Consider the following 17236-nt stretch of genomic DNA (forward strand, 5'->3'; position numbering starts at 1 on the left):
AGACCTCAAAGACGCGGGGAGTGCCCGCCGGGTTGCCCGTTCCCGGCGCGTTCCCGGCGCGTTCCCGGCGTGGGCGATGATGGAGGTGTCCCGCTTCCGAATTTCTCCCGAGAGGTTCTCCCGCTCATGGCACCGCGCATCCTGCTGGCCCGGCACGGACAGACGGAGTGGTCGCTGTCCGGCAAGCACACCGGCAGGACCGACGTACCGCTCCTGGAGGAGGGCCGGCGGGGGGCCAAGCTGCTGGGCGAGCGACTGCACCGGCCGCCGTTCGACGGCCTGGCCGATGTCGAGGTGCGCACCAGCCCGCTGGCACGCGCGCGTGAGACGTGCGAACTGGCGGGCTTCGGCGACCGGGCCGTGCGGTGGGACACGCTGATGGAGTGGGACTACGGCAGCTACGAGGGTCTGACCCCCGCCGAGATCCAGTCCGGTCGGCCCGGCTGGCTGATCTGGCGCGACGGCGTGCCCGGCGGCGAGACGCTCGCCGAGGTGACCGCGCGGGCGGACGAGGTGGTGTCCTGGGCGCGGTCGGCGGACCGGGACGTACTGGTGTTCGCCCACGGGCACATCCTGCGGTCGATCGGCGCACGGTGGCTGGGCATGCCGCTGGACTTCGCGGCACGGATCCGGCTGAACCCGACGTCGCTGTCGGTGCTGGGGTGGGCCTACGGAGAGCCGGCGATCGAGAGCTGGAACGATCTGGGGCACCTGGCCGGCTGAACGGCAGGGGGCGGCTGGGGCGGGGGGTTTCGCTTACCGGCGCTGGCAGGGTGCCGCTGCGCCCACCCGTGCCGCCCCAGGCGGCACGCATGCCCGCAGCTGTGTGGCTGACGCGACTGCCGCGCCCCTTCAGGGGCGCTGGGGGTACCCCCGGCCGAAGGCTGGGGGAGGAACTGCGCTACCAGCCCCCACCCACCCGCAGTCGAAACACGTCCTCCGCCACCTCGAACTCCACCCACCCGCAGCCGAGACTCATCCTCTCCCACCGAGGAACTCGGCCCTACACACCCCTCGGCGTGGACGCATGCCGGTCCAGGAACTCCTGGACCCCGCTCGCCCGTCGATGCGGCAGCAGCACCCTCGCCGTGCCCGCCAGCATCCCCTGGATCCGCGACGACTGGACCTGGTCCAGCAGATCGAGCACCCGCATGCCGGCCATCGCCGCCTCGTCCGGCCGCCCGCCCCGCGCGAGGTCGTCGGCCAGTTCCGCCGTGTACAGCGCGATGTTCCGGGTGAAGTGCGGGTCCTGCAGGTCGGCCGCCCGGCGGGCGTGGCGCGCGGCCCGCCGCCAGTCGCCCAGTGTGGACCAGCACTGGGCCTCCAGGCCCTCCAGCTCGGCCTCTCCGTAGAAGCTCATCCACTCGGGGTCGGCGTCCGAGTGGCCTCGCTCGAAGAGGGCCTGCGCCCGGGCCAGCGCCTGCTCGCAGCCGGTGCGGTCGGCGAGCCCCGCCCAGCCGCCCGCCTCGCGCAGCGCGAGCAGCGACATGAGCCGGGCCGAGCCCAGCGGGCGGCCGACCCGTTGCGCGGCCTGGGCCGCCCGCACCGCTTCCCGGGGGCGCCCGGCGTCGCGTGCCAGGAACGCCGTGTTGCAGAAGGCGTGCGCCTCCAGCCCCGGATCCCCGGTCATCCGCGCCGTCGCCAGCGCCTCCGCGTAGTGCGAGCGGGCGTCGTCGAAGCGGCCGGAGTCATGGGCCAGCCAGCCCACCGAGATGGCCAGCTCACCGGCGCCCGAGTGCAACCGCTCCGCGGTCGTCTGCCGGGTCGCGCCCGCGTCCAGCAGCGCGTACGCCGCGCGCAGCGGAGCCGCCGCGCGCCGGTACAGGCCGTCCGCGCCGTGCCGGTCGTCGAGCAGCCGGATCCGGCGTACGGCCTCCTCCAGGGCGGCCGCGTGCGAGGACCCGGCACGGCGCACCGGCCGGTCCGCCGCGACGGCGTCGATCGTGAACCCCAGTGGGCCCAGCGTGGCGGCGGCCACGGTGGCGCCCCCGCCGGTCATGAATAGGCGACGCAGCACGTCGCTCTCCTCGTAGTTGTCGTGCGTCTCGTACGGGTCCTGCGGGTCATACGGCTCCACGGCCCCTTGCGTCTCACCCGTGGTGAGGGCGAGGGGCACGTCCTCCGGCGGCCGCGCCGCTCGTCCGCGTACGGACGAGCGGGGCGCGAAGCCGAGGTCGGCGAGCGTGCGGCCGGGGAACATGTGCAGGAACACCCGTTCGTACGCATAGTTCGGGCAGCGGATCTCACCCGCCTCGACCCGGCCGATGTAGCGCGCGTCACAGCTCACCCGCTCGCCGATCTCGCGGGCGGCACGCCGTACCAGCGCGGCGAACTCGGCCGGCGAGTGCCGGCCGCGCAGCTGCCGGAAGGCCAGGTTCGGCCGTACCGGCCGATCGGGCTGCGACGAGGTCGTGGTTGACGACGTCATGGCCGGGTCCTCTCGTGCGAACCGTCGAACCATGCCGGACTCATGGTGAGTTGTCCGTGTGGACCCTTGATTCCGGCGGGCAAGAACGTACCTGCTGTGTCGGACCCGTGACGCTGTGTTTGGCTACAAACCGGATATCTCATGCACGATCTGCCATGAACTGCCATCCTTTGCGGCTGACTTCCGCCGTAGCCGTTGACGCGGTGGCGCGTTGGACGTCACGGACTGCAAGAGGGCTGCGTGGTGGAGGCCGGGATGGAGACCAGCCAGAGCAACGATCCTTGTACGCCGCCGCCGACTTCGGCGGCAGACGACGCGAGATGCGACCTCGTGACGGTGCCGGCCCGGCACGGTCTGGAGGCGGTCGACATCCTGCGCCGGGGGACCGGGGACGCGGTGGGGCCCGTACTCCACGACGACGGGGGCAGCACCCTCGGCTTCGTGGTGCCGGCCGGCACGGCGGCGGCCTGGGACGTCCCCGGCAGCACGTGCACGGAGACCGACGGGCGCGGGCTGCGGTTCAGCCCCGAGCCGCCGGTCGAGGGCTCCGACTGGCTGCTGCCGCCCGGCGAGGCCGACCTCGCGACGGACCCGGCGGTGCTGCGCCGGGCGCTGGGCGAGGCGGCGCGGCTGATCAAGGCGGCGGACAGCTGCCGCTGAATTTCCCGGGCGCCCGCCGCCTGGGAGAATGGCGGCGTGGGCAAGTCCAGGAACTCACGGCGCCGGTCGGCTGCCGCCGCCGAAGCCGTCGTCGAGGCCGTCGACGGCGGCCTCGCCCAGCTCATACCCGACCCCGACCGCGGCCGGGCCTGGACACTGCTCATCGACGGTGCCCCGCAGTCGCACGTCGACCTGGACGACCCGGCGTACCTCTCCTTCGAGTACCAGCGCCGCCTCGGCCATGTGATCGACCTCGTCGCCCCGCCGGGCCGGCCGGTGCAGGTCGTACACCTCGGGGGCGGTGCGTTCACGCTGGCGCGGTACGTGGCGGCGACCCGGCCCCGGTCCACCCAGCAGATAGTGGAACGCGACGCGGCCCTCGTCCAACTGGTACGGCGGGAGTTGCCGTTGGATCCGAACGCGCGGATACGGGTGCGGTCCGTGGACGCCAGGGACGGGCTGGGGAAAGTCCCGGAGGGCTGGGCGGACCTGGTCATCGCGGATGTGTTCAGCGGGGCGCGCACTCCGGCGCATCTGACGTCCACGGAGTTCCTGGACGAGGTGCGCAGGGTGTTGAAGCCGGGGGGCGCGTATGCGGCGAACCTCGCGGACGGGCCGCCGCTCGCGCATCTGAGGGGGCAGATCGCCACCGCGGGGGCACGGTTCGCGGAGCTCGCGGTGGTGGCGGACGCGGGGGTGTGGCGCGGCAAGCGGTTCGGCAACGCGGTGCTGGTCGCGGCCGACGTACAGCTGCCTGTGGGGGAGTTCACCCGGCGTTGCGCTTCCGACCCTCACCCGGGGCGGGTCGAACACGGGCGCTCGCTGAGGGATTTCACCGGCGGGGCTGTTGCCGTGACCGATGCGGTGGCGGTGGCTTCGCCTTCCCCGCCGCCGTCGGTGTTCCGGTAGGAGCGGACAGCACCTCAGTAGGTCTGCACCTGCACCTGCGGCGGGCTGTCGTGCCATGTGCAGAACACCGATACCCGGTCCGTGCTCCTGGCGAACTCGATGCGGATCCAGGTCTCCGTCTTCCACACCTGCATCGACCAGCCGGTTCCGGGGGTGGCGGACACCAGGGTCGCGCTGGTGTCCCCCAGGTCGAAGACCGCCCGGCCGCCGTTGGTGTCGTAGGCCTTCACCTGGCCCGACGTGGTGGCGGAGGACGGGCTCGGGGTGGTGGTCGGGGTCACGGCCGGCGTGGCGGTGGGCGTCCTCGACGGACGGGGGGACGCCGATGGCGACGGACTCGGCGGGCGGGACGTCGGCGATGCCAGCGGCTTCGAACCCTGGGTCGTCGGGGCGTCGTCCGTCGCCGTGATCGGGAGGGCGCGCGGCGGGTCGTAGGCCGTGCCCGCCATCACCGTGTGGACACCCCACCAGGACAGCGTGGCCGCCGCGCTCGTGGCGAGCAGCCAAGCCAGTACATGTACGAGTCCTCTGCGCATCGCGGGCCATACTGCCTCAGGGGAACCGCCGTGCGCACTCGCCCCGAGTTATCCACAGGCCCCGACCGGCAATGGCCGCATGGCGTACGGTGCGGCGCATGGCAAGTGTGCTCGTGGTCGAGGACGACCAGTTCGTACGCTCGGCGCTGATCCGGCAGCTGGCCGACGCCTCGCACACCGTGCGCAGCGTCGGTACGGCACTGGAGGCGCTGCGCGAGGTCGCCCATTTCCGTTTCGACGTGGTCATCCTGGACCTCGGACTGCCGGACCTGGACGGCTCCGAGGCCCTGAAGATGCTGCGCGGCATCACCGACGTGCCCGTCATCATCGCGACCGCCCGCGACGACGAGACGGAGATCGTCCGGCTGCTCAACGCCGGCGCGGACGACTATCTGACCAAGCCGTTCTCCGTCGAGCACCTGTCGGCGCGGATGGCCGCGGTGCTGCGCCGGGCGCGGTCCGGCGGGGGCGAGCCGACGCCGTCCAGCGTGCTGCGGGTGGGTGGGCTGACCGTCGATCCGCTGCGCCGGCAGGCCGAGTTGGACGGGATGCGGCTCGATCTCACCCGGCGCGAGTTCGATCTGCTGGCCTTTCTGGCCCGGCGCCCCGGGGTGGTCGTGCCGCGCAAGGAGCTGCTGGCGGAGGTGTGGCAGCAGTCCTACGGCGACGACCAGACCATCGATGTGCACCTGTCGTGGCTGCGGCGGAAGTTGGGGGAGACGGCGGCTCGGCCGCGTTATCTGCACACCCTGCGCGGGGTCGGCGTGAAGCTGGAGCCGCCGGGTGCGGAAGGGGGGCCGGTCCGATGAGATGGGCACTGGTCAAGGTCTGTCTGGCGGTGACGGCGATGGTCGTGGTCGCCTTCGCCGTTCCGCTCGGTCTGGTCGTCAAGGAGATGGCCCGCGACCGCGCCTTCTCCAACGCCGAGCGGGAGGCGGCCGCCGTCGCCCCGGCCCTGTCCATCACCACCGACCGGGACAAGCTGGAGCGGGTGGTGGCCTCGGCGGGCGCCGACCGGGGCATGGCCGTGCACATACCCGCGACCGGGGGCAGTCCCGCCGTCGACATCGGGCGGCAGCGCGCCGCCGGCCGGGACATCGCGACCGTACGGAAGCTGGGGCGGGCCTCCACGACCGAGGTCGACGGCGGGTCCACCCTGCTGCAGCCGGTCGCGCTCAGCTCCGGCGCCATCGCGGTCGTCGAGGTGTACGTGCCCGAGTCCGAGGTGACCCACGGCCTCTCCACGGCCTGGGCGGTGCTCGCCGGCGTCGGCCTGGCGCTGATCGTCGGCTCGGTCGCCGTCGCCGACCGGCTGGGCGTCCGGATGGTGCAGCCCGCCCAGCGGCTGGTCGAGGGCGCCCACGAACTGGGGGAGGGCAAGCTGGGGGCGCGGGTGCCCGAGGAGGGGCCCACGGAACTGCGGCTGGCGGCGGTGGCGTTCAACTCCATGGCCGATCAGGTCGTACAACTGCTCGCCAACGAGCGGGAGCTGGCGGCGGATCTCTCGCACCGGCTGCGGACCCCGCTCACCGTGCTGCGGCTGAACGCCGCCTCGCTCGGGGACGGGGCCGCCGCCGAGCAGACCCGGGCCGCCGTCGCGCAGCTGGAGCGCGAGGTCGACACCATCATCCGGACCGCGCGGGAGGCCAAGCCACAGACGGCGGCCGTCGGACCGGGTGCCGGGTGTGACGCGGCCGAGGTGGTGCGGGAGCGGATGGGGTTCTGGTCGGCGCTCGCGGAGGACGAGGGCCGCAAGTGGCGGGTGGCCGGAGCCGACCGGCCGGTCCGCATACCCGTCGCCCGGGCCGACCTGGCCGCCGCGCTCGACGCGCTGCTCGGCAACGTCTTCCGGCACACCGCCGAGGGCACCGCCTTCGCGGTCGACGTGCACAACGCGGAGGACGCGGTGATCGTGCTGGTCTCGGACGCGGGGCAGGGCATCCGGGACCCCGAGGCGGCGATGGCGCGCGGGCGGGGGTCCGGGGCGGCCGGGTCGACCGGGCTCGGGCTGGACATCGTGCGCCGGCTCGCCGAGTCCACGGGCGGGGACGTGCGGATCGGCTCGTCGGTGCTCGGCGGGACCGAGGTGCGGATCTGGATCCAGCTGGACGGCGGGAAGCCCGAGCGGAAGGGGCACCGGGGGGCGGTGCGCCGACGCCGTTCGCGCAGGCAGCCGGGGGAGACGGGCAGGAGCGGAACCGGGGAACCACCGGAAGAAATGGTCTCTACCTTTAATCGGTCCCGATCCCTTCCTTAAGCGCACCCTAAGGTCTGCAACGACCGTCCCTATCAAGCCGTTTGTCCGGTTCCCGATCGCTAGCGTGCTGCCTCCCACCCCCTCTCAGCAGGTGAAGGCAGGCAGCGGATGAGCGCGCACCGGCGCAGGATCAGCAACAGGAGCAAGGCGATCGGCGGTCTGGTCGCGGCGGCCGTCGTCGGCGGCGGCGCGATCATGTTCAGCGGCATCGCACAGGCCGCCGGCGTCGGCGCCGTGTACTCGAAGACCAGCGACTGGTCGAGCGGCTACAGCGCGCAGTACGTCGTGACGAACAACAGCGATGCGACGGAGAAGAGCTGGACCCTGGAGTTCGACCTGCCGGCCGGCGCGAAGCTCAGCTCGCTGTGGAACGCCGAGTCGAGCGTCAGCGGTCAGCACGTCACCGTGAAGCCGGCGAAGTGGGACACGGACGGTCTCGCGGTCGGCAAGTCGGTCACCGTCGGCTTCGTCGTCAACGGCAGCGGGGATCCGACGGGCTGTCGTATCGACAACGCGAGCTGTTCGGCGGGCGGCACGTCGACCCCCACCCCCACCCCGACCCCCACCCCCACCCCGACCCCGACGCCCACCCCCACCCCCACTCCGACCCCGACGCCCACCCCGTCCCAGAGCACCGGCACGGGCACCGGATCCGGGTCGGGGTCCGGCACTGCGACCTCCGCCGCCTTCGCCCCGTACGTCGACACCTCCCTCTACCCGGCGTTCGACCTGCTGGCGGCCGCCGACGCGACCGGTGTGAAGAACTACAACCTCGCCTTCATCACCGACGGCGGCGGCTGTACGCCGAAGTGGGGCGGGGTCTCGGACCTGTCCAGCGACGGCGTGGCCTCCCAGATAGGCGCCCTGCGTGCCAAGGGCGGTGACGTCCGGGTCTCCTTCGGCGGCGCCTCCGGCTCCGAGCTCGCCACCACCTGCTCCTCGGCGGACGCGCTGGCGGCGGCGTACGGCAAGGTCGTGGACGCGTACAACCTGACCAAGGTCGACTTCGACGTGGAGGGCGGCGCGCTGCCCAACACCACGGCGAACACCAACCGCGCGAAGGCCATCGCCAAGCTCCAGGCGAGCCATCCGAACCTGAACGTCTCCTTCACCCTCCCGGTGATGCCCGACGGACTCACCCAGGACGGCGTCAACCTGGTCTCCAACGCCAAGGCCAACGGTGTGAAGATCAGCGCCGTCAACATCATGGCGATGGATTACGGCCCCGCGTTCAGCGGCGACATGGGCACCTACGCCATCCAGGCCGCCACCGCCACCCAGGCCCAGGTCAAGAGCGTCCTCGGCCTCTCCGACTCCGCCGCCTGGAAGACGGTCGCGGTCACCCCGATGATCGGCGTCAACGACGTCTCGTCCGAGGTCTTCAAGGTCGACGATGCCGGCCAGCTGGTCGACTTCGCCAAGTCCAAGGGGATCGGCTGGCTGTCGATGTGGTCCGCCACCCGCGACAAGCAGTGCGCCGGCGGCGCCAAGTCCACCGCGGACGCCACCTGCAGCTCGATCGTCCAGGACAAGAACGCCTTCGCCAACGCCTTCAAGACGATCGGCTGACCGCACCGCGGATGCTCCGATGTCACAACCGGCAGGGCTGTCTCGTCCCAGGTCCCGGAGACGGACTTCGGGACCTGGAGGAGAAGCGGACATGACGACCAAGACCGGCATCATCATCGGCAGCACCCGCCCCGGACGCAACGGCGAGAAGGTGGCGCGGTGGGTCCGGGACCTGGCGGCCGAACACGCCGCCGGCCGCGCGGACTTCGGCCTCGTCGACCTGAAGGACTTCGCGCTGCCCCTGCTCGACGAGCCCGTGCCCGCGCTGCGGACACCGGGCGGGCGGCCGCACACCCGGCGCTTTGCCGAGCGGATCGGCGCGTGCGACGCCTTCATAGTCGTCACCCCCGAGTACAACACCGCCCCGCCCGCGTCCCTGACCAACGCCATCGACTACCTCTACGAGGAGTGGGGCGGCAAACCGGTCGGTTACGTCGGCTACGGCGTCTTCGGCGCGGTCATGGCCGTACAGAAGCTGCGCGCGCAGGCGGGAGTGCTGCGGATGGCGGACATCGGGCCGCAGGTGGCGCTGTCGCTGCGCGAGGACTTCGTGGCCTTCACCGACTTCCGGCCGCGGGAGTCGCAGGCGGCGGAGGTGCACGGGCTGGTCGACGAACTGCTGGCCTGGGCACGGGCCCTCGGGCCGCTGCGCGCGACCGCCGGGGCCGCCGCCTGAACGGGACGCATGAGGCCCGCACGCACGGACACGGCGTACGCGGCACCCGTCGCGTACGCCGCCCTCGTTCCCTGTGTGCTCAGAAGAACCCCGGCCCCCCGAAGCCCCCGAACCCGCCGGGTCCGCCCGGGCCGCCGGGGCCGCCCATCGGCGGGCCGTGGTGGTGGAAGCCGTCGAACAGGGCGTCCGCCAGCAGCATGCCGCCGACGCCCGCCGCGCCCGCGACCAGGGCCGTCTGCCACCACGGCGTGCTGTACCAGCCGCCGGGGAGGGTACGGCCGCCGACCGTACCGCCCGGGTAGTAGTACGGCGTTCCGGCGCCGGGGTGGTCCGAGGACGTGTACGTCTGCCCGCACACCGTCACCTGCTGGCCCGCCGTGGCGGTGCCCGCCGGCGGCAGGGCCGGACCGGGGTCCAGGCCCAGGGCGGTGCGGGCCGCCCGTACGTAGTGCAGGCCCTCCACCGCGGTCTGGGTCACCAGCGCGTACTGCGCCGGCGTGTACGCCGTCGCCAGCTGGGCCTGTGCCGCGCGGTGCCGTTCCGCCGCGTCCGCCAGCGCCTGGCGGGCCGCCCGGTCGTCGCCCCCGTCCAGAGTCGCGATGCCGCCGCCGAGCCGGTCCACCCAGCGGGTGGCCTCCGCCCCGGCGTCGGCGGTGAGGTCCTGCCGCGTCAACCGCCCGGCGCCGCCCGCCTGCTGCTGCCGTCGCGTGACGAGTGCCACCACCCCGCCGATGACCAGCGCCAGCATCACCAGCGCGATGAATCCCATGACGTCCTCCGGTGTCCACGAGGTTCGATCACCTCGTACATCCCATGAGACGCCCCGGAGTTGAGAGGCCGCTGATCGTTGTCTGAGCGGTTTCTGTGAAACAGGAGGGGGCGCGGAACCCCCCGGAACCGCGCCCCCGGTCTACCGCGCCCCCGGTCTCAGGCCGCCCCCGGGTCTCAGGCCGCCGCCGGCCGTGCCGCCGGGAGCGTTCCCGTGCGGGCCGCCTCCGCGTACCAGCGCGCGCTCGACTTCGGGGTACGGGCGAGGGTCGCGTAGTCGACGTACACCGCCCCGAACCGCTTGCCGTAGCCGTACGCCCACTCGAAGTTGTCCATCAGTGACCACAGGTAGTAGCCACGGACGTCCGCGCCGTCGGCGATCGCGCGGCGCACCGCCGAGAGGTGGCCGTGCAGGTAGGCGATGCGCTCCGGGTCGTGGACGTTGCCGTCCGGGTCCGGCTTGTCGTCGTAGGCCGCGCCGTTCTCGGTGATGTAGAGCGGCAGCCCCGGGGCCTCCCGCGAGTAGCGCATGATCAGCTCGTGCAGGCCCGTCGGGTCGATCGACCAGCCCATCTCCGTGCGCTCGCCCGGCGTCTGGTGGAAGGCGACGTCGTCGGCGCCCGGCCAGGGCGAGTGGGCGCTGGCGCCGTGGCCGTCCGCACGCGGACCGCTCGCCGTGCCGGACGCCGACGACACGAGTGCGGGCGTGTAGTAGTTCAGCCCGAGGGCGTCCAGCGGCTGTTGGATCGCGGCCAGGTCGCCGTCCAGGACGTACGACCAGTCCGTCAGCGACGCCGTCGCCGCGAACAGCGACTTGGGGTACGCGCCGTGCAGGATCGGGCCGTGGAACACCCCGTTGGCCAGGTCGTCGATGGTGCGGACCGCCACCAGGTCCGCCGGGTCCTGCGAAAGCGGCCGTACGACCGCGGAGTTGAGGCTGATCGCGATCTGGTTGCGGGCCGGCATCACCGAGCGCAGCGCCGAAGTGCCCAGTCCGTGTGCCAGGTTGAGGTGGTGCGCGGCGCGCAGGGCGGCCGCCGGATCGGTCCGGCCGGGGGCGTGCACCCCGGAGCCGTAGCCCAGGAAGGCGCTGCACCAGGGCTCGTTGAGGGTGATCCAGTGCTCGACCCGGTCGCCGAGCGCCTCGCCGACGATCTGCGCGTACTCGGCGAACCGGTACGCCGTGTCCCGCTCCGGCCAGCCCCCCGCGTCCTCCAGCTCCTGCGGCAGATCCCAGTGGTAGAGCGTGACCGCGGGCTTGATGCCCTTCGCCAGCAGCTCGTCCACAAGACGGCGGTAGAAGTCCAGGCCCACCTGGACGGCGGGGCCCCGGCCGGTCGGCTGGACGCGCGACCAGGAGACCGAGAACCGGTAGGCGTTCAGGCCGAGGTCCGCCATCATCGCCACGTCGTCGCGGTAGCGGTGGTAATGGTCGACAGCGATGTCACCGGTCTCGCCGCCGGCGGTCCTGCCCGGCGTATGGCTGAAGGTGTCCCAGATCGAGGGTGTGCGGCCGCCCTCCCGCACCGCCCCCTCGATCTGGTACGCGGAGGTCGCGGCGCCCCAGAGGAAGGCGGGAGGAAAGGCCTCGGTCGGCGAATCGGGCATGGAAGCGCTCCCATGGTCGGCTTGGCGCCATTATGCATGGGAGCGCTCCCATGGCAAAGGGGGGACGCGGGGCCCCGCGGACGCGTCAAGAGGCGCGGGGTGTCCGGTTGGGAGGCGCTCCGGAAAGCTCATCGTTCACCTCTCGGCGTCCCCGGCGAGCGTGCCGCGTCCTGGTCCCGGAAACCCCGAGCGTGTCGCGGTGCGCGGCGCAACTCCCGGGGCGTCAACCGCCGTCGCGCCTGTGACCTGCGTGATTCCTGGATGAGGCGGGCTGATGTCGGGCCGGTGAAACCCCCCGGTGCGACACATTCCCGTGACGTCCGGAACACGCTTAGGCAACAACGCCGTTTTCAAGTCTTGACAGTCGGCCCGGCAGGAACCAGTCTTCCGGCATGCCGCGTGGGAGCGGTTCCACGGTTAGCCGGGGAATCTCTCCCGGGTGGCCCGAACCACCCCATGGCCTTTCCCTCTGTCGTCACCGCACCTAGTTGACCAGCACCTTTTCACCGCACGTCGAGTGCTGTGGGCCGGCCGCTGCTCGCACCGAGAGGGCAGGTCCGGATCGCCGGTCCCCGGCGGTCTGTTTCCTGAGATCCCGTTCCCCACTGGAACAAGGAGTAGTGGAATGCGCATCACCCGTACCGGTCGTCGCGGCCGCAGAGCGGCGGCCCTGACCACAACGGTCCTGACCGCCTCGGCGCTGCTGCTGACCGGTTGCAGCAGCGACAGCGGCTCGGACGCCTCGGACTCCAACGGGAACATCACTCTCACGGTGGCGGACTTCGGGCAGTTCGGCTACAAGGAGGCCGACCTGTTCGCGAAGTACCACAAGCTGCACCCGAAGATCACGGTGAAGGAAGAGACCACCGCCAACGAGCAGGACTACTACCCCAAGCTCCTTCAGCAGCTGAACACGGGCAGTGGCCTGGCGGACGTCACCGGCATCGAGGTGGGCCGCATCAAGGAGGTCGTCGACACCCAGGCGGCCAAGTTCACCGACCTGAGCAAGACGATCAACGTGAGCGACTGGGTCTCCTGGAAGGAGAAGCAGGCCACCGCCTCGGACGGCACGGTCATCGGCGCCGGCACCGACATCGGCCCGATGTCCCTGTGCTACCGCAAGGACCTCTTCCAGCAGGCGGGTCTGCCCAGCGACCGCGACGCCGTCGCCAAGGCCGTCGCCGGCGGCTGGGAGGACTACCTCAAGCTCGGCGAGCAGTACAAGAAGAAGGCCCCGTCGGGCACCTACTTCATGGACTCCGCGAGCGCCATGTACAACGCGGTCGTCAGCTCCTCCGCGCAGCAGTACTACGACGCCTCCGGCAAGCCGATCTACAAGGACAGCCCCTCCGTGCAGCAGGGCTGGAACCTGGCCGCCGAGGCCGCCTCGAAGAAGCTGACCCATGGACTGGCGCAGTTCACCGACGCCTGGACGGCGGCGCTGCGCAAGGGCAGCGTGGCGACCGTGGCCTGCCCCGCCTGGATGGCCGGTCAGATTTCCACCAACTCCGGTGACGCCTTCAAGGGCAAGTGGGACATAGCCAAGGCCCCCGGCTCGACCGCGGCCAACTGGGGCGGCTCCTTCCTCGCCGTGCCCAAGAGTGGCAAGCACGCCAAGGAGGCCGCCGAGCTCGTCAAGTGGCTGACCGCTCCGGAGCAGCAGGCCGAGGTCTTCAAGGCGATCGGCGTCTTCCCGTCGAACAAGGGCGCCTATGACCTGCCCGGCGTGAAGAACGCGACGCTCCCGTACTTCAACAACGCGCCGATCGGCCAGATCTACGCCGACGAGGCCAAGACCATCCCCGAGGCGGTGCTCGGCCCGAAGGACGCGACGATCAAGGACACCATCTCCACGCAGATCAACAACATGGAACAGCGGGGCACCAAGCCCGCCGACGCGTGGAAGGCCGCGACCGAGGCGATCGACAAGGTGATCGGCTGACGCCCCGCGGTGCGGGCGGCCCCGCCGGCCACCCGCACCGCGCGCCGTGCCGTACGAGGTTCCGGTGCCCGGCGCGTGGGTAGGGCGCGCCGGTCACCGGCGCGCCGCGTCCCCCGGCCGGGTCCGGTGCGGTGGGAGACCCCGACGTCGCTGTCCGGCCCCGCCCTGTCCGCCCCTGTCCCCCGGCCGAATCCCCCCAGGAAGGAAATCCCCCGTGGCAACGACGACACCCACACGGGGTGCCCCCACCCCGCCCGCCGGCGGCTCCGGTGCCGTGCCGAACGGACGCGGTACCTGGCGCAGCCGGCTGTGGCGCCTCGACGACCTCGCGTCCCCGTACGCGTACATCGCTCCGTTCTTCCTCGTCTTCGGTGCCTTCGGGCTCTACCCGCTCCTCTACACGGGCTGGATCGCGCTGCACCGGGTGGAGATGACGAGCCTCAGCACCTCGGAGTGGGTCGGCTTCGACAACTTCACCAAGATCCTCCAGGACTCGGAGTTCTGGACGGCCGTCACGAACACCTTCCTGATCGGCGTCATCTCGACCGTCCCGCAGTTGCTCGTGGCCCTCGGCCTCGCCCACCTGCTCAACTACAAGCTGCGCGCCAGCACGTTCTGGCGGACGGTCGTCCTCACCCCGTACGCCACCTCGGTGGCGACCGCGGCCCTGGTCTTCGCCCTGGTGTTCCGGGCCGACGGCGGCATCCTCAACTGGGTGCTGCACTTCGTCGGGATCGGCAACACCGACTGGGGCAACGGCGAGTGGACCTCCAAGATCGCCATCTCGGTGATCGTGATCTGGCGCTGGACCGGCTACAACGCGCTGATCTACCTGGCGGCCATGCAGGCCGTCCCGACCGACCTGTACGAAGCCGCCTCCATCGACGGTGCGACGCGCTGGCAGCAGTTCCGCAAGGTGACCATTCCCTCGCTGCGGCCGACGATCCTGTTCACCATCGTCATCTCGACGATCGGCTCCATGCAGCTGTTCGGTGAGCCGCTGCTGCTCCAGGGCGGCACGCTCGGCTCCACCGGCGGCAACGAGCACCAGTACGAAACCCTCAGCATCTACCTCTACAACTACGGCTGGAAGCTGGGGCATCTCGGTCCGGCCGCGGCGGTGGCCTGGGCCATGCTCGCCCTGCTGCTGCTCATCGCCCTGATCAACCTGATCGTCGGCCGGTTCCTGCGCAAGAGCGCGGCCTGACGGGAGCGACATCGATGACCACGACCAGCCCCACCAACACCGCGCCGGGCCTCGACCCGGTGCCGCCGGTCGCCTCCCCGGCCAGGAACCGCGTCCGTCTCAAGCTCGGCGCCGGGCAGCAGCTCAAGGGCGGCCCCCTCACCTACCTCGCCCTGGTCGTCGTCGGCCTGGGCTCGATCTTCCCGCTGTACTGGACGCTGGTGGCCGCCTCGCACGACCAGCAGCGGGTCCTCGACAGCCCCCCGCCGCTGCTGCCGGGCGGCAGGCTGTGGAGCAACCTCCAGACCGCCTGGGACCAGGCCCATCTGGGCAAGGCCATCGTCAACAGCGTGATCGTGTCGGGCTGCATCACCGCGGCCACCCTGTTCTTCTGCACCCTGGCCGGCTACGCCTTCGCCAAGATGCGGTTCCGCGGCCGGGGCGCCCTGATGACCGCCGTCATCGCCACCCTGACGATCCCGCCTCAGCTCAGCGTGGTCCCGCTGTTCATGATGATGGCGGACATCGGCTGGGGCGGAAAGCTGGAGTCGGTGATCTTCCCGACCCTGGTCGGCGCCTTCGGTGTGTTCTTCATGCGCCAGTACCTGCTGGAGGCCCTGCCCTACGAACTCATCGAGGCGGCCAAGGTGGACGGTGCGACCAACATCCGCATCGTGTGGAACGTGGTCCTGCCCGCGGCCCGGCCGGCGATGATGGTGCTCGGCATGCTCACCTTCGTCCAGGCCTGGAACGACTTCTTCTGGCCCTTCCTCGCCCTGAGCCAGGACAACCCCACCCTCCAGGTGGCGCTCGGACAGCTGAGCGCCTCCTACACCCCCGACCAGAGCATCGTCATGGCCGGCGCGCTGATCAGCACCCTGCCGCTGCTGCTCGTCTTCGTGGTCTTCGGCAAGCAGATCGTCGGAGGCATCATGGCGGGCGCCGTCAAGGGCTGACACCGGGCGGGCCGTCCAACCCGTTTCCGGCGGTCCGCCCCACCGCGTTCCGGCGGTCCGCCCCCGGGCTTCGCGGCGTCCCGCACAGTCCGCCGTCCCGTACGGGTCCGCCCCAGGTGCGGGCCCGTACCCGGCCGGTGCCAGCCTGCGCCCCTCCGCGGCAGGACCGTGTCCGACCCCCCTCTCCGCTTCTCCTCTTCCCCCCTTCTCCACGCCACTTCGGGAGCGTTCTCAGATGACCGCCGTACGAACCGAGACCACTGCCCAGTCGGCCTCAGCCACCTCCTTCCCGCCCGGCTTCGTCTGGGGGACCGCCACCGCCGCGTACCAGGTGGAGGGCGCCGCCGCCGAGGACGGTCGTACGCCGTCGATCTGGGACACCTTCAGCCACACCCCCGGGAGGGTCCGCAACGGCGACACCGGTGACATCGCCGCCGACCACTACCACCGGTACAAGGACGACGTGGCGCTGATGAAGGACCTCGGCCTCAAGGCCTACCGGTTCTCCGTCTCCTGGTCCCGGGTGCAGCCCACCGGACGGGGGCCCGCCGTCGAGCGCGGCCTGGACTTCTACCGGCGGCTCACCGACGAACTCCTGGAAGCGGGCATCACCCCGGTCGCCACCCTCTACCACTGGGACCTGCCCCAGGAACTGGAGGACGCCGGCGGCTGGCCGCAGCGGGACACCGCGCACCGCTTCGCCGACTACGCCGAGATCATGGCCCGCGCCCTGGGCGACCGGGTCGGCGTGTGGACCACCCTCAACGAGCCCTGGTGCAGCGCCTTCCTGGGCTACGGCTCCGGCGTGCACGCCCCGGGGCGTACCGACCCGGCCGCCACCCTGCGTGCCGCGCACCACCTCAACCTGGCCCACGGGCAGGCGATCGGGGCGCTGCGGGAGAACCTGCCGTCGACCGCGCAGACCTCCATCACCCTCAACCTGCACCAGGTGCGCCCGCTGACCGACAGCGCCGCGGACGCCGAGGCCGCCCGCCGTATCGACGCGGTCGGCAACCGGATCTTCACCGGCCCGATCCTGGACGGCGCCTACCCCGAGGACCTGCTCGCCGACACCGCGCACCTCGTGGACTGGGCGGAGCTGGTGCACGACGGCGACCTGGCCGAGATCTCCCGCCCGATCGACCTGCTCGGCGTCAACTACTACTCGCCGACCGTGGTCTCCGCGGCCGTCGAGGGCGGCGCCGGCACCCGCAACGACGGCCACGGCGCGAGCGACCACTCCCCGTGGACGGGCGCCGACGACGTCACCTTCCATCTGGCCAACGACCAGCTCACCGCGATGAACTGGGCCATCGACGCGAGCGGACTGCACACCCTGCTGACCGGCCTGGCCGCCTCGCACCCGGGGCTGCCGCTGATGGTCACCGAGAACGGCGCCGCCTTCGACGACTACGTCTCGCCCGAGGGCCGGGTGAACGACCCGCAGCGGATCGCCTACCTCCACTCCCACCTGGACGCCGTCCGGCAGGCCGTCGCCGACGGAGCGGACGTGCGCGGCTACTTCCTGTGGTCGCTGCTGGACAACTTCGAGTGGTCCTACGGCTACTCCAAGCGCTTCGGCGCCGTCTACGTCGACTACGGCACCCAGCGCCGCATCCCCAAGGCGAGCGCACACTGGTACGCGGAGGTGATCCGCCGGAACGCGCTGCCGAGCGCCGGTGAACAGGGCTGACCCGGTACGGCCCCGGGGGCGTGACGGGGCCCGGAGCGGCCGGGTCAC

At 71.7% G+C, this 17236-nt stretch carries 15 protein-coding genes; 11 read left to right on the forward strand and 4 right to left on the reverse strand.

The window, feature by feature from the left end:
- Nucleotides 1-126 precede the first annotated feature (126 nt).
- Nucleotides 127-723 (forward strand): histidine phosphatase family protein, encoded by a 597-nt coding sequence (locus tag EDD90_RS34200; protein WP_123976738.1) that lies wholly within the window; start codon nt 127-129, stop codon nt 721-723.
- Nucleotides 724-1003: 280 nt separating this feature from the next.
- Here EDD90_RS34200 and EDD90_RS34205 read toward each other — a convergent pair whose 3' ends face one another.
- Nucleotides 1004-2428: a hypothetical protein gene (locus EDD90_RS34205; protein ID WP_123976739.1), complete on the reverse strand. Its 1425-nt coding sequence runs from the start codon at nt 2426-2428 to the stop codon at nt 1004-1006.
- Between the two features lie 255 nt (nt 2429-2683).
- On the opposite strand from EDD90_RS34205, the gene EDD90_RS34210 reads away from it, so the two are divergent.
- A complete protein-coding gene (locus tag EDD90_RS34210) occupies nt 2684-3088 on the forward strand; it encodes a hypothetical protein (RefSeq protein WP_123976740.1) in 405 nt (134 codons plus the stop codon).
- Nucleotides 3089-3124: 36 nt separating this feature from the next.
- Nucleotides 3125-3997: a spermidine synthase gene (locus EDD90_RS34215; RefSeq protein ID WP_123976741.1), complete on the forward strand. Its 873-nt coding sequence runs from the start codon at nt 3125-3127 to the stop codon at nt 3995-3997.
- A 14-nt stretch (nt 3998-4011) separates the two neighbouring features.
- Here the strand turns inward: EDD90_RS34215 and EDD90_RS34220 are convergent, their stop codons facing one another.
- Nucleotides 4012-4533: a hypothetical protein gene (locus tag EDD90_RS34220; protein ID WP_123976742.1), complete on the reverse strand. Its 522-nt coding sequence runs from the start codon at nt 4531-4533 to the stop codon at nt 4012-4014.
- 98 nt (nt 4534-4631) lie between these two features.
- Between EDD90_RS34220 and EDD90_RS34225 the strand changes: the two genes are divergently transcribed.
- From EDD90_RS34225 to EDD90_RS34240, 4 genes are all read left to right on the forward strand, one after another.
- Nucleotides 4632-5342 (forward strand): response regulator transcription factor, encoded by a 711-nt coding sequence (locus EDD90_RS34225; RefSeq protein ID WP_123976743.1) that lies wholly within the window; start codon nt 4632-4634, stop codon nt 5340-5342.
- Nucleotides 5339-6790, forward strand: a complete 1452-nt coding sequence (locus EDD90_RS34230; protein ID WP_260328292.1) for a HAMP domain-containing sensor histidine kinase — start codon at nt 5339-5341, stop codon at nt 6788-6790. Before EDD90_RS34225 ends, EDD90_RS34230 begins: the two co-directional genes overlap by 4 nt.
- A 108-nt stretch (nt 6791-6898) precedes the next feature.
- Nucleotides 6899-8359, forward strand: a complete 1461-nt coding sequence (locus EDD90_RS34235) for a cellulose binding domain-containing protein (RefSeq protein WP_123976744.1) — start codon at nt 6899-6901, stop codon at nt 8357-8359.
- 91 nt (nt 8360-8450) lie between these two features.
- Nucleotides 8451-9035: an NADPH-dependent FMN reductase gene (locus EDD90_RS34240; protein WP_123976745.1), complete on the forward strand. Its 585-nt coding sequence runs from the start codon at nt 8451-8453 to the stop codon at nt 9033-9035.
- Nucleotides 9036-9114: 79 nt separating this feature from the next.
- Here the strand turns inward: EDD90_RS34240 and EDD90_RS34245 are convergent, their stop codons facing one another.
- Nucleotides 9115-9804 (reverse strand): hypothetical protein, encoded by a 690-nt coding sequence (locus EDD90_RS34245; RefSeq protein ID WP_123976746.1) that lies wholly within the window; start codon nt 9802-9804, stop codon nt 9115-9117.
- Nucleotides 9805-9980: 176 nt separating this feature from the next.
- The gene (locus EDD90_RS34250; protein ID WP_123976747.1) at nt 9981-11411 is read right to left on the reverse strand and encodes a GH1 family beta-glucosidase; all 1431 of its coding nucleotides are present in this window, start codon (nt 11409-11411) and stop codon (nt 9981-9983) included.
- A 625-nt stretch (nt 11412-12036) separates the two neighbouring features.
- Here EDD90_RS34250 and EDD90_RS34255 point away from each other — a divergent pair.
- The 4 genes from EDD90_RS34255 to EDD90_RS34270 all read left to right on the forward strand — a co-directional run bounded on the left by EDD90_RS34255 (nt 12037) and on the right by EDD90_RS34270 (nt 17188).
- Nucleotides 12037-13353 carry an ABC transporter substrate-binding protein gene (locus EDD90_RS34255; RefSeq protein ID WP_123976748.1) on the forward strand — a complete coding sequence of 439 codons (1317 nt, stop codon included), beginning with the start codon at nt 12037-12039 and terminating at the stop codon, nt 13351-13353.
- Between the two features lie 214 nt (nt 13354-13567).
- Complete coding sequence (locus EDD90_RS34260) at nt 13568-14560, forward strand: carbohydrate ABC transporter permease (protein WP_123976749.1); 993 nt, start codon at nt 13568-13570, stop codon at nt 14558-14560.
- A 14-nt stretch (nt 14561-14574) separates the two neighbouring features.
- Nucleotides 14575-15495 (forward strand): carbohydrate ABC transporter permease, encoded by a 921-nt coding sequence (locus tag EDD90_RS34265; RefSeq protein ID WP_123976750.1) that lies wholly within the window; start codon nt 14575-14577, stop codon nt 15493-15495.
- Between the two features lie 235 nt (nt 15496-15730).
- Entirely contained in the window at nt 15731-17188 is a 1458-nt protein-coding gene (locus EDD90_RS34270) for a GH1 family beta-glucosidase (RefSeq protein WP_123976751.1), read from the forward strand.
- Nucleotides 17189-17236: the final 48 nt, after the last annotated feature.

This window comes from Streptomyces sp. Ag109_O5-1 (genome assembly GCF_003814875.1).
GTDB lineage: Bacteria > Actinomycetota > Actinomycetes > Streptomycetales > Streptomycetaceae > Streptomyces > Streptomyces sasae.

Coding starts and splice junctions, on each gene's coding strand:
- EDD90_RS34210 (WP_123976740.1), top strand. CDS start 2,684: ATGGAGACCAGCCAGAGCAACGATCCTTGTACGCCGCCGCCGACTTCG.
- EDD90_RS34200 (WP_123976738.1), top strand. CDS start 127: ATGGCACCGCGCATCCTGCTGGCCCGGCACGGACAGACGGAGTGGTCG.
- EDD90_RS34240 (WP_123976745.1), top strand. CDS start 8,451: ATGACGACCAAGACCGGCATCATCATCGGCAGCACCCGCCCCGGACGC.
- EDD90_RS34265 (WP_123976750.1), top strand. CDS start 14,575: ATGACCACGACCAGCCCCACCAACACCGCGCCGGGCCTCGACCCGGTG.
- EDD90_RS34225 (WP_123976743.1), top strand. CDS start 4,632: ATGGCAAGTGTGCTCGTGGTCGAGGACGACCAGTTCGTACGCTCGGCG.
- EDD90_RS34220 (WP_123976742.1), bottom strand. CDS start 4,533: ATGCGCAGAGGACTCGTACATGTACTGGCTTGGCTGCTCGCCACGAGC.
- EDD90_RS34245 (WP_123976746.1), bottom strand. CDS start 9,804: ATGGGATTCATCGCGCTGGTGATGCTGGCGCTGGTCATCGGCGGGGTG.
- EDD90_RS34205 (WP_123976739.1), bottom strand. CDS start 2,428: ATGACGTCGTCAACCACGACCTCGTCGCAGCCCGATCGGCCGGTACGG.
- EDD90_RS34230 (WP_260328292.1), top strand. CDS start 5,339: ATGAGATGGGCACTGGTCAAGGTCTGTCTGGCGGTGACGGCGATGGTC.
- EDD90_RS34255 (WP_123976748.1), top strand. CDS start 12,037: ATGCGCATCACCCGTACCGGTCGTCGCGGCCGCAGAGCGGCGGCCCTG.
- EDD90_RS34235 (WP_123976744.1), top strand. CDS start 6,899: ATGAGCGCGCACCGGCGCAGGATCAGCAACAGGAGCAAGGCGATCGGC.
- EDD90_RS34270 (WP_123976751.1), top strand. CDS start 15,731: ATGACCGCCGTACGAACCGAGACCACTGCCCAGTCGGCCTCAGCCACC.
- EDD90_RS34250 (WP_123976747.1), bottom strand. CDS start 11,411: ATGCCCGATTCGCCGACCGAGGCCTTTCCTCCCGCCTTCCTCTGGGGC.